Below are 12659 nucleotides of genomic sequence, written 5' to 3'. Positions count from 1 at the left end.
ATCATCGCTAAATAACACCGGCAAGTCAAATTTAGCTGCTCTGGGCTGCGCTTAAATGACGAGCCAAATACCGGCTGGCAGCAATCATATTGCACAATGCAGGTTTCACTTCTTCCCAGGTGCGAGTTTTTAGTCCGCAGTCCGGATTTACCCACAATCGTTCAACCGGGATTCGCTGTGAGGCTTTCTCCATTAATTCAATAATGGAATCGACAGACGGTATATTGGGTGAATGGATATCATACACGCCCGGGCCAATTTCATTCGGATATCGAAACTGATCGAAAGCATCAAGCAACTCCATATCCGAACGCGACGTTTCTATCGTAATCACATCTGCATCCATGCGTGCTATCGCTGACATAATGTCATTGAATTCCGAGTAACACATATGCGTATGTATTTGTGTTTCATCTTTTACCCCGTTTGCAGTGATACGGAATGCATGAATAGCCCAGTTCAAATAATCATTCCATTGCGATTTTCTGAGTGGCAAACCTTCTCTCATTGCAGCTTCATCAATCTGGATAATTTTGATACCCGCTTTCTCCAAAGCCAGCACTTCATCGCGTATCGCAAGCGCCAACTGCATACATGTTTGCTCGCGGGATTGATCATCACGCACAAATGACCAATTCAACATCGTAACCGGTCCTGTAAGCATCCCTTTCATCGGCTTGCTGGTAAGCGATTGAGCATATTGGATCCATTCCGTGGTCATCGCTTGTGAATGTGAAACATCGCCATATATGATCGGCGGCTTGACACATCGTGATCCATAGGACTGCACCCAGCCAAATTGAGTAAAGGCAAAACCAGCGAGTTGCTCGCCGAAATACTCCACCATATCGTTACGTTCCGGCTCACCGTGTACCAAAACATCCAATCCCAAAGCTTCCTGCTCATGCACACAAAATTCAATTTCTTTCCGCATAGCTTGCCGATATTCTGCTTCCGGCAATTTACCTACACGGAAATTGTGGCGTGTTTGCCTGATTTCCTGCGTCTGTGGGAAAGAACCAATAGTCGTAGTAGGAAAAAGTGGCAAGCGAAATTGCTTGCGCTGTATGATTGATCGCTGATGATAAGGCGATTGTCGTACACCCATTGCCTCATTTATTTCAAGTACGCGCGTTTTTATGTCGACGTGGTGTACGCGTTTGGATTGCTTGCGGCTAGCAATTGCTACTCTATTCTCCAGCAGGATTTCGGCAATACTCTCTCTGCCATGCTTTAATGCTTTTGCCAGTACTTCAATTTCATTTAATTTCTGAACAGCAAATGCCAACCATGACTGAATATCTGCATCGATTTTTTGCTCACTATTCAGATCAACCGGAACATGCAGCAATGAACAGGAAGGCGCAAGCCAAAGCCGTTCTTCCAGGCGCGCATGCACTGGTTCCAGCCAATTCAATGTTTCAGTTAAATCGGTTTTCCAGACATTACGTCCGTTAACAACGCCCAGCGAGAGAATTTTATGCCCGGGTAACCAGTCAATGACCTTGTCAATCTCATCGTGAGCCGTGACAGCATCCAAATGCAACCCCTGAACCGGCAGCTCGCAAGCAAGTTGCAGATTATCCTGCAGTTGTCCAAAATACGTTGTTAGCATCAGATTGACAGGTGTAGCTTGTAATTGATAATAAGTTTTTCGCACCGCATATTTCCATTCTTGCGACAGCTCCATTACCAATACCGGCTCATCGATTTGTATCCATTGAATGCCAGCATTCTTTAGTTGATCAAGCAATTGCGCATAAACGCTAAGTAAATCTTCTAATAGATCAAGCTTATCGCTACTATCCTTGGATTTTCCAAGCCATAAATAGCTTACCGGCCCCAATATGACGGGCTTTACCTGTGAATGAGTTTGTTGAGCTTGCTGAATTTTCTCGAGTAAGTGATTGGCATTCAACGAGAATTTTGTATTCCTCTCAAATTCAGGTACGATGTAATGATAGTTGGTGTCAAACCATTTCGTCATTTCTCCAGCATGAACACATGACTGTGCAGCAATATCATTTGCCGAACGGCCTCTTGCCACACGGAAATATTTATCTATCGTACTACTGGTAGAAAGTGTACTGACGCGCGCCGGAATGTTACCCAGCAAAAAACTCATATCTAGTACATGATCGTATAATGAGAAATCACCTACTGGAATCCAATCGAGCTTGGATTGATCCCGCCAATGCTGGAGGCGCAGGTCTGCTGCAATGTCTAATAAAGCTTGTTCAGAAATATCACCTTTCCAGTATTTTTCCAAGGCAAATTTCAATTCCCGATTTCTGCCGATGCGCGGAAACCCAAGATTGTGTGTAGTTACCATAATTTCATCACCACTCGCAAATTATTAATTTAGTTATTGTACGAATAATGATTAATAAATAATAATGATAAGTTTTAGCATATCGATAAGGTTATCTCATAAATGATCGAACACAGCCACCTTAAAATCATCCAAGCACTGCATACCAATGGAACCCTTACTGAGGCCGCCAATGCGTTATGTTTAAGTCAACCGGCGTTATCACATCAGATCAGTTATCTGGAAAAGAAATTATGCGTTGCATTGTGGGAGCGTGAGGGTCGCAGCTTGCGTTTGACCCAGGCAGGCAAACTACTACTAGAAGTAGCCAATCAAGTGCTGCCGGTTTTGTCCCAGGCGGAAAAAACACTTGAAGCCTACAGCGAAGGCCGACAAGGAATTTTACGTATTGGCGTGGAATGTTATCCCTGTTTTGAATGGCTCACGGGGATGATTGGCCAGTTCATGCGAGGAATGCCTGAGATGGATATCGATATCGTCCAAAAATTCCAATTTAGCGGATTGGAAGGCTTACTCAACCATCATATTGATGTTTTGATCACACCCGATATGGTTAAAAAAGAAAATATCGTTTATGAAATCTTGGCTGAATATCAATTGGTATTGCTAGTATCTGCCGATCATTCATTGGCAGAAACAAAACATCTAACACCCGAATATTTGTGTAAGGAAATCTTGCTGACTTTCCCGGTGCCACTGGAAAGACTGGATATTCTGACGCATTTCATGACACCCGCACACCTTGAGCCAGCCAAGCTAAAACAAATAGAGTCCTTAGAAATCATGTTACAAATGACCGCGCTCAAACGCGGAGTTTGTGTCTTGCCCGAATGGCTAGCCGATATTAAAAGCAAGGATCTCAAACTCAGAAAAATTCGCATTGGTAAAAAAGGGTTGTATCAGAAATTGTTACTAGCAATGCGAGAACCTGACAAGGCTATTCCGTATATCCAGAAATTTATCGCGATCGGACAAAAAACTGTTAAAAATTCAGTAGCATAAATTATAAATATTTTCTACAATTAACCACTTTACCTTCTAACGTGTTCCGATAATCGATGATATCGACGATCTTTGTCCAGTGTGGGTTCTATCTGAGAAATCGCTTCCAAACATTTCCCAAGCTCTGGAGATATCCAAGGTTGATCATCAATTATCTTATCTAGTAGTTGCAGTGTTTCATTGGGAAATCGATTGCATAAGCCTGATTCATGGAAACGTAATAAAGCATAATTTGGATGCTCAAACGGTTGTAACCAGTTCAAAATTAGCGATAAGGCTGCAGGAAATTCTTCACCTGCAGCAATGCTAAGGAGAACAAGAGATTTTGAGATTTCATTAGAAACAAGATTATGCGATTTGGGCCAAATCTGCTCCAAAAATGGCTTAATCCGATTCTTCCAGTAATCCTCACGTTGTTCCTCGGCCCCTTCTAAAGCTTGTACGAGCGCTTTCGCTATCTCCTGCAGACCATCTTTAGGTAAAATACCTACAGCTCGCTGAAAATCCTGCAGGGTATATCCTTCCACTTGGTGCAATGCCGCATAAGTCAGAAACACTACAAATTGGCGACCATGTTCACCCAACTCAGAGTAGTGGCGAGCGGTGTCTAAGAACTGAGTTTTAAATGCAATCAGTAGCTGTCGATATAAGCGTGGAGACCAAAGGAAACCTTCCCAAACCGTTCGCGCCTCGACTGGATGGGCGGTCCAATCAAACAGCGGCAACAAGTGTTGCTCCGTCCATGGGCGATCCACGCGAAAAAGTATAATCAATTGTGAGGCGAGCAGCACCCGGCCATGACGGAATTGTCCAATAGTCGTATCGCAAAATTGGGTGAAAAACGGTTTGAGGTCCATCGGTAGTGTGTCGTTGTCATTTGGCTTGCGCTTGAACCACAAATTCAACAGTGCTTGCGTAACGTGACCAACCGAATGATTGATCGCTTCAAAAACAGGTCGATTGATCGATTTACCATCCATCATGATATTGGAATCAGATTCAAGCGGTAGTTCCAATACCCGCCGACACATATCCAATAAAATATCTTCATGCCGATCAATGAATTTGGACACCTTCTCCAGCCACAAGGCAACGTTGGGTATGATTTCTTGTAATACGTCGTCAGGCATGGTCTGTACCAACGGTGCAGCGTAGCGCCACGACCGGAGAGTTACTTTATCTTCGCTCCAAACTTGTAACGCTTGGCGCCAACGGCCAGGCGGCCATATCCTTTCTTGAGCGAGAACGCAAAGAGCAACTAGGCTGAGGGATAAACTGGCACGACAGGTGTCTTGCCAAGTATCTTCGTAAAATGGATGGCGTTCTGGCAGTGGTCGTTTGAGCCATTTAACGAGTTCTCGACGATTTCGGGGTGCAATGTCGATATCGCGACTTTCCTCGTAATCTGGATCGTCGGTGCCGCTCATCCAATGTGTAAACTCATCACGTTCGTCGTCTGAGAGCTTCCATTTAGGATTTTTTTTAGATAATTCTGTGAAGTGTGACAAAGCTGTAGTGCTCAGATTACTGCTGCCTGCCCGAAGCTTGGCAAGGCGCAGCCAGATCGAATAATCAACATGAGATTGCCACCACTCCGGCTCAGTATTATCCTGGAATTTTTCTCGTGGTGGCCCGGCAAGAATAGCGATTTCCAGTTTTGTACTTGCTTCCGACGATAGTCGATTACCTTGTAATACGAGCAAGCGCATTACCTCCCGGTGAGTATCGGTTGCCCACAACCACCTTGCATCATCGACGATCAGCCACTCCAGCCATTGCTCGGAAGCAATGCAGCCATCCTGACTGGCAGCAAATAACGCCAAACGCTTAAAAGTCGGATACTGCAAATCGAATCAATCCCGCGCGATCCAAGTAGCCTTATTGTGATCAATCTCACTTGTAGCCAGCCACGCATCCCGAAGCAATTCAATAAGTGTCACCCACTCATGGTATCCCCGATTTTGCCAATGCCGACTAATAGAGGGTAGATCCCAAAAAGAGCGGTCTTTAAAATCATCTGCCTCACCAAGTTCTCGCAACAGATCTAACGCATCGGACAACAACTGTTGAAAGTCTCCGAATAGCTTTGGTAACACCTCATTCCAGCATTCTACCTGAGCGATATCCTCTAGTACCGAATGAACGTGATCGGTAGTGAGTACTAACTCCCAATCTACGAGTTGTTTGAGTCGCTGCGGGGATTCTGCCACGTCATTGTCTTCACCCCAGCGGGAAGGTCTCTTCAACATCACCTTAGGTGACAGTAATTCACGCAAATCGAAACGCAGCGTAGCAGTTAAGCCGTCGCGCTGCAATCGCTCTTTCCAGCTGTAAAACTTCCAGTCGTTCCCCCATGATTTCACTCGATTCGTCAATAGCAAACGCCACAGTATTCGCATCGATGTTTGAGGAATCGCATTTCCAGCATTTTTTCGAATATCTTCCAGCTCATCTGTTTTTCCATCACGCTCCAATTTAGTGTAGCGATCCAATTCTTTCTTGATCAACCTAGACCACTGGTCGTGCAATTGACCACCTCGTTTAGCCAGCCAAATAATTAATTCCGGATCGTTAAGATGCCGTACCAGCCAGCGTGCAAGCTGGTACATCACGTCATCCCACCGGGTATCTACTATCTCCGGTGTTAGCGACATATAAGGTGCTCGCGTGTAAGGTGCGGGTCGACGAATAAAACTGAAATGCAATTTCTCATCTATCCGAGGGTGCGGCAATATACCGAAGCGATCAAGATCACTGTGCCGATAGCGATCCTCGGAAAATACTTTTAGCCATTCTATAGATGGAACAGGATTGAATTCAGCAAAGCATTTGGCCGGCAACCCGGATTCGTGAGACAAAGCCCAGAGCATTCGACCTACAAAATCATCTTGTTGAGTGCTAGCTGATGGATGTGCAATAGCGTGTTCGATAACAATTCGCTCTTTTCCAAGAATGCCATCACGGTAGGTATCAGCCCAAACATTCAAGGTATTGCGCAATACAGCATGACTGTCAGTCGAATCATAAAGAATCGGCATAACACCCTTAGCCTTCCACTCGTTAGTCTTACTTTCTTCTTGTTCAGATTCACAATCACTTAAAGCATAAGCCTGCGGAGTAGCTTCTCCCAACATCCGGTCAGCAGCGAGTGCATCCATCATATAACGCATCACCGGATCATTTATGCTGTAGCCAACAAAACAGACGACATAATTGCGGAACAATTCACTCACAAATCGCGCTGCCCAACGTTCGGTCAGATAAGCCAGGCCAAAATCTCCACTGGTTACAATTAGTCGCTGTAAAGCATCATCATTTGGTCTATCAGGTAACAATCCATGTAAGTAAACCAATCCATTCCAACGACTGTCTTTAGGAATTGGCAACATTGGCGCTGCAAAAGAGTTGATTGTCTGCTTTATTCGTTTTGCTACTTTTTCAAAAATTCTATCGAAATTAGTTGTTACCAGCCTTAGCGAACCTTTCCGATCATGCGCCAATTGAAGCAATGCAGTATGAATGTCCATTGCCCCTTTGCGACGTAGTCTAGGCTGAAGTACCTTCTCTAGCACCTTGCGCATCTCTAATCCCTGCCGTTGTCCTTGTAAGCGATTCTCTAGAAAATTCAAGGTAGCATCGAACTGATTTTGGTCATATGCGGCTTGTTCAATCGGATCCGGCCTTATGTTAGCAAACTCATAGATCTTATCTACTAACTCCTTGAATCCGGGGAGCCCAGCTGGGTAAGAAATGCCTGCACCACAAAAGAACACGAGACGCCCCTCCTCGTGCATTTGTAAGAGTTCTTCTGGGATATCCGGGCCGTTAGTTACGAATTGCATGCCAGTATCTGTATTATTGGCAATAGTGCTTGCATAATAAAAAGCAATATAGCATTGAATTAAGTACGTTATTTCTTGCGCATTATTTAGTATAGCATTCAGTACCAGCTTCTTTTTCAACAGCAAATTTCAAACACTAGAAATTTATGCTAAAGAAATGAAATTTTCTCTTTGTATCACCAAGTTCATAGAACTATCTATTTGATAATAAATAAACTCTGAGGTATTCCTTGGTGTACGCTCAAACCGTCAAAATAGTGATATCAATCAGCCCGACTTCCTGAGATCTTCAAGTTTGAGCCAAGCTACTTCAGCCAACCCCTCCAATTGACAGCAAATACGCCCGTTCAGCTTTCTCTTGAGTTATAGTGCGCTTAAGCACCGAGATGACGCAAGAATTATGGCTCACATACAAGATGAGTGTTTTAGCCAGAGCAAATAGCACGTAAAGTTATTGCGTATTTTTGAAAATTCCCCGGCAACGGATTTTGACATAACCGAACTGTTGTTTGGCGACATGAGATGGACTTCTTCTGGGCACTTTATTCGAGCCGCAAATAAAGATTCGCTCGTGCTTAAGAATTTTGATGACGCACACATCCGCATCCGGGCCCATGTACGTGATTTACTTGATTGTTTTTTGGCTGCAGTGAGTGTATTGCCATATCACGCCCGCGCGCCATGTTGCCAAGCGTCGCGGGGGCAGAAATAATGATTTTTTCTACCCCGCCTCCGCAGGCGAAACAATCCGGATTGGGCGCATTGATTGAATGGCGTGTTTCAAATTGTAGTTTGCACTGGGTGCACAAGTAATCATAAGTTGGCATTTAAATCACCATTCATGTATTCATAACATTTCTTAGAAACGTAAAGACGTGACCACTTGATATCGCAAATGATCACGCTTTCAGGCTTTATTTCCTGAATTTAACCCCAACGAGGTGGCTGCTTTCCTTTCACGCCAAATTGAGCTGAAGTGACATCGGTTCTGGCTCGTTTTTCAGCGTCTCGCGTGGGCGCTCTCAATCGACGAGTCTCAACTTCCCAAACCCAACCGCTGATAACCACATCCTTGGGAATGAGAGGATGATTTTTAAATGCTTCTACCGTCTTCATACAAGTTTCATCTACATCATCCATCATCCCGATCCATTTGGCAAAAGCTCCTTTTTCCAGCTTTAATTCGGGTAATGTCGGGTCCAGTGTAATATTATCTGTATCGACTCCTCTGTCGCGCAACATTTTCTCCAGATTGGCCGCATTTGCAGAAAGCATGCCGCATTGCGTATGCTGCACTATGACGATTTCCTTGGTGCCAAAAAAATTGCAAGTCAGCATTGCCGAGCGAATTGCATCGTCGGTGACAATCCCCCCAGCATTACGGAAGCAGTGCGCATCTCCACCGCCTGCCGGGGTATCCACCTGAATACCGAGTGCTTCATCTATCGGCAGACGCTCGTCCATACAAGCAAGTACCCACAACTTTCGGTTATTATGTCCGTCCTGCCCATGGCGGCGACGCTCTGCCCAGTGATCATATGCGGCGACGCGTGTGCTCAATTCCTCTTTGAGTGTTCTCAATTCTTAATCTCCTTGTTAATACGTAGAATTTAAAATCCTTACTGATCTACTATTTCATTAGAATTATGACGGTTGTATAACGAATGCTTAGTCCGTACATCTGGTTATTTTTAGATGTATTAACACTACATGCAATTACCATGCCACTTAGAAATAAATATATTAATCATCAATTACAACAAGTTAACTTTAAAACGTTGCCACATTTGTGCAGCCATGCTTCAATTAGTGAAGTCCAACTTCACATCCAAGTCATAATCTATGAAAAATAGCCCTCTCTCCGAGTTAACACCTGTCTTTTTCTTGCAAACTTTTATTCTTGAACTGATGCATGCCAGCGAACAACAAGGTCAAAAGCATTGCGAACAATTGATTGAGCATATCGCTAAAACTGCTGGATGCTTCTTTGAAGAAACTTATCGAGATAATACGCGCAAAAATGAGCAGCTTGATGTTGAAAGCTACACCGAACTCATACTCGATATTAAGAACAATATCGGCGGTAAATTTTCACTGGTCTCCAGTAATCAGGACTGTATCATTGTTACAAATTCCCGCTGCCCTTTCGGCGAACAAGTGACCAATTTTCCTGAGTTATGCAGAATGACCTCGAGTGTATTTGGAGGCATCGCAGCCAGAAACTTTGGTTATGCCAAAGTTGAAATTAAGAAAAGCATAGCCCGCCAGGATGGTAAATGTGATGTCTGTATTTACACCAATCCACAAGCGGCAAAAGGGCATGCTGGAATGGAATATACCGATACAACACCCGTCAAGGAAATTAATGATATTAATGAATTGCAGTTTCGAATCGAGACAAACTTGCAAAGGCTTTGGCACAAGCAAAGCAAACAAATATCAAAAAAAAGTCAATCGCCTACGATCATAGCAAAATCACCGATGATGCAAAAAATACTGCATTCCATCGAGGTTATTGCGCCTACTCCAGTGACAGTGTTAATTCAGGGTCAAACAGGCGTAGGTAAAGAGTTGATAGCACGCGCCATACATGCTATGAGCGATCGTTACCATAAACCATTTATTCCGATTAACTGCGGCGCAATTCCGGAGAGCTTGATCGAAAGCGCATTGTTTGGGCATGAAAAAGGCGCTTTTACAGGTGCCATAGAAGTGCACCATGGCTATTTTGAGCGCGCCGAAGGTGGCACTCTGTTTCTGGATGAAGTTGACTCATTATCGCCAGCGGCGCAAACCCGATTGCTTCGTGTAATCCAGGAAGCAGAACTGGAAAGAGTGGGCGGGAAACAAACATTGGCGATTGATGTAAGAATTATTTCAGCGACAAACAAAAATCTGGAAAGTCTTGTTAAACAGAATTTGTTTCGTAATGACCTGTATTACCGCATCAATGTAGTCCGTTTAGATATTCCCTCTTTGACCGAACGGCCGGAAGATTTACCTTATCTTGTGCAATTGATTATCCAGCGGTTGAATACCCGGTATGGAAAAGAAATTGAATCAGTAAGTCGCGAAGTGATGCAAAAAATACGCGCCTATCACTGGCCAGGCAACGTTCGTGAATTGGAAAATATTCTTGAACGTAGCATTTTGTTTGCCACTGGCAAAGAAATGACCGAGCTGGATTTAGAGTTTTCATCTAAGACCGAAAATGCTGTGAAATGGAAAGACGTGAAGGAACAGACTCTTGCCAGGATAGAAAAGTCATTTCTTGAAACAATTTTGAAACAGAATAGCGGAAATATAAAACAAGTCTCTGAAAACATGGGGATCACATCACGCGCCATTTACGCTAAGCTTAAAAAATACAAAATTAATTTGGCGGATTTTCGAATTTCTGGTTGAAGACAATCAGACTGAAGTTCTGAATTGCTGTTAGTGTTTCTATGAGAGTTAGGCTATATAAATGAGGCGAATATTAGAAGCCACGTATAATCTAGCTTCTAATGCCAGCTAACTTCAAGTCTATAATATCAAGCTTTTTTTCACTTTTTTCCAGGATATTTCATAGCTAGCCAAACATCAATCAAACAAGATTGATAGATCATTACACCAATAATACGAATGCTTGCCGGATTCTTGCTGAAAATAGTTTTTTCAGCGCTTTCCAAAATATCCAGCTAAACTAGAACACTTTTTTTGAGTCGTGTCATGGATGAACAATCTAGCCTGTTGGCATTATTTACCAGCAGTTTTCTCGCTGCCACACTGCTTCCTGGTGGATCTGAAGCGGTTTTGGTTGGCGTCTTGTTGGCATACCCTGAATTGCATTGGCAAGCGCTTATATTGGCAACTATCGGCAATACCTTAGGCGGAATGAGCTCTTATCTCATCGGCCGATTGCTGCCAGATGAAGAAGCATTGCACAAAAAATTGGGAGGCAGTAAGCGAGGACTGGAGTGGGTGCGTCAACATGGCACCCCTATTTTGCTATTATCCTGGACGCCACTGATTGGAGATGTGTTATGCGTGGCTGCTGGGTGGTTGCGAGCTAATTGGCTATGGGCGTTATTATTTATTGCGGCAGGTAAATTTGTCCGTTATTGGGTTATTGCAACTGCGCTTAATTAAATCGATACAAGAAGTCTGTATGCACGATTCAGTCGCTCATCGATGTAAGCAAACTGAATCGTTGCTAAGTGATTATATTGAGATTAGTTCTCAAATAGTTTCTGCAATTCTCCGGATTGATACATTTCAGTCACGATATCCGAGCCGCCGATAAATTCACCATTCACATATAGCTGGGGGATAGTAGGCCAGTTAGAAAAATCTTTGATACCTTGCCTGATTCCAGGATCTGCCAGCACATCTACCGAAAAAATACTATCAACACCGCAAGCTTTAAGAATATTAACGGCATTCGCTGAGAAACCGCATTGCGGTTGATCTAAAGTGCCCTTCATATAAAGCACGACCGGATGTGTAGTAATTTGTTGTTCGATTAAATCTTCAACATTCATAGTGTTAATTTCTCCAAAATATCATTCCAAAAAGTTTATACAGAAAAACAAGAAAACAACGTCTTTAATTAATACATTAGTACCATAATGTGATTTTATGGTTTACTTTGATAAATTCAATTGACCACCACTTACTCGCATTATGCCAGCCAAGTCCGGGTAGGAACAAATATTACTAAAATCCTTATCACGTAACAATTGCCTGCAAGTTTCAGCCTGATCATAGCCGTGTTCCAACAATAACCACCCATCATTACTCAAATGACTGGGTGCCTCATTGATAATATGAGTAATACAAGACATACCGTGTTCACCTGCTGATAAAGCCATTTTGGGTTCAAAACGCAAATCACCTTGCTGTAAGTGAGGATCATCTTCAGACACGTAAGGTGGATTTGATACTATCAGATCAAATTTTTGACCTAAAAGTTCATCAAACCAATTCCCGCAAATGGCATTCAGATTAGTTACTTTCAGATTTTCAACATTTCTGCGGCAGACATTGATAGCATCTGGTGACAAATCAACAGCAATGACTTGAGATTGAGGACGAAGCGAGGCAATGCTGATTCCAAGCGCCCCACTACCTGTTCCTAAATCCAATATTTTACAAAATTTATTAGGTGATAACAGTTTGAGTGCCCATTCAACCAATAACTCAGTTTCAGGGCGAGGAATTAAAACCGCTTCTGTAACTTTAAAAGTCAGATCGAAAAATGCACGCTCTCCAATCAAATAGGCTACTGGAACGCCTTCGATACGCTGCTGAACTAGGTTAGAAAATTGATTGAATTGCTGTGCAGTCAGTATTTGATCTGGATAAGTCAGCAAAAAGGCATGGCTTACAACGAGCACCTGCTGCAGCAGCAGAATTGCATCTATTCTGTCGATTAACGTATTTGCATGATCTAAAGCTTGTGAAATCGTTACAGGTTGCATACCAGTCATTCAGAATATCAA

General features: G+C 43.2%; 10 protein-coding genes. 3 read left to right on the top strand and 7 right to left on the bottom strand.

Annotation, left to right across the window (positions count from 1 at the left end):
• Nucleotides 1-31: 31 nt before the first annotated feature.
• Entirely contained in the window at nt 32-2332 is a 2301-nt protein-coding gene (gene metE / locus C7H79_RS08910; RefSeq protein ID WP_106706930.1) for a 5-methyltetrahydropteroyltriglutamate--homocysteine S-methyltransferase, read from the bottom strand.
• 102 nt (nt 2333-2434) lie between these two features.
• Here metE and C7H79_RS08905 point away from each other — a divergent pair, with 102 nt between their 5' ends.
• On the top strand, nt 2435-3334 hold the full coding sequence (locus C7H79_RS08905; RefSeq protein WP_106706929.1) for a LysR substrate-binding domain-containing protein: 900 nt from the start codon (nt 2435-2437) through the stop codon (nt 3332-3334).
• A 29-nt stretch (nt 3335-3363) separates the two neighbouring features.
• Here the strand turns inward: C7H79_RS08905 and C7H79_RS18425 are convergent, their stop codons facing one another.
• The 4 genes from C7H79_RS18425 to C7H79_RS08890 all read right to left on the bottom strand — a co-directional run bounded on the left by C7H79_RS18425 (nt 3364) and on the right by C7H79_RS08890 (nt 8757).
• Nucleotides 3364-5181, bottom strand: coding sequence for a hypothetical protein (locus C7H79_RS18425; protein ID WP_197714616.1), 1818 nt, complete (start codon nt 5179-5181; stop codon nt 3364-3366).
• A 6-nt stretch (nt 5182-5187) separates the two neighbouring features.
• On the bottom strand, nt 5188-7176 hold the full coding sequence (locus tag C7H79_RS18420; RefSeq protein ID WP_197714615.1) for an SIR2 family protein: 1989 nt from the start codon (nt 7174-7176) through the stop codon (nt 5188-5190).
• Between the two features lie 575 nt (nt 7177-7751).
• The gene (locus C7H79_RS08895; RefSeq protein ID WP_106706928.1) at nt 7752-8003 is read right to left on the bottom strand and encodes an FmdB family zinc ribbon protein; all 252 of its coding nucleotides are present in this window, start codon (nt 8001-8003) and stop codon (nt 7752-7754) included.
• A 100-nt stretch (nt 8004-8103) separates the two neighbouring features.
• Complete coding sequence (locus C7H79_RS08890) at nt 8104-8757, bottom strand: beta-class carbonic anhydrase (protein WP_106706927.1); 654 nt, start codon at nt 8755-8757, stop codon at nt 8104-8106.
• A gap of 261 nt (nt 8758-9018) precedes the next feature.
• Here C7H79_RS08890 and C7H79_RS08885 point away from each other — a divergent pair, with 261 nt between their 5' ends.
• Both C7H79_RS08885 and C7H79_RS08880 read left to right on the top strand, forming a co-directional pair.
• Nucleotides 9019-10581, top strand: coding sequence for a sigma 54-interacting transcriptional regulator (locus C7H79_RS08885; RefSeq protein WP_106706926.1), 1563 nt, complete (start codon nt 9019-9021; stop codon nt 10579-10581).
• Nucleotides 10582-10887: 306 nt separating this feature from the next.
• Nucleotides 10888-11307 carry a YqaA family protein gene (locus tag C7H79_RS08880; RefSeq protein WP_106706925.1) on the top strand — a complete coding sequence of 140 codons (420 nt, stop codon included), beginning with the start codon at nt 10888-10890 and terminating at the stop codon, nt 11305-11307.
• A gap of 83 nt (nt 11308-11390) precedes the next feature.
• On the opposite strand, the gene grxD is transcribed toward C7H79_RS08880, so the two are convergent.
• Complete coding sequence (grxD, locus tag C7H79_RS08875; RefSeq protein ID WP_106706924.1) at nt 11391-11699, bottom strand: Grx4 family monothiol glutaredoxin; 309 nt, start codon at nt 11697-11699, stop codon at nt 11391-11393.
• A gap of 102 nt (nt 11700-11801) precedes the next feature.
• On the bottom strand, nt 11802-12647 hold the full coding sequence (gene prmC / locus C7H79_RS08870) for a peptide chain release factor N(5)-glutamine methyltransferase (protein WP_309477322.1): 846 nt from the start codon (nt 12645-12647) through the stop codon (nt 11802-11804).
• Nucleotides 12648-12659: the final 12 nt, after the last annotated feature.

The sequence above is a fragment of the Nitrosomonas supralitoralis genome, assembly GCF_003011925.2.
GTDB lineage: Bacteria > Pseudomonadota > Gammaproteobacteria > Burkholderiales > Nitrosomonadaceae > Nitrosomonas > Nitrosomonas supralitoralis.
The sequence above is the reverse complement of the archived record's forward strand: the minus strand, read 5'-3'. Positions and strand labels throughout refer to the sequence as shown.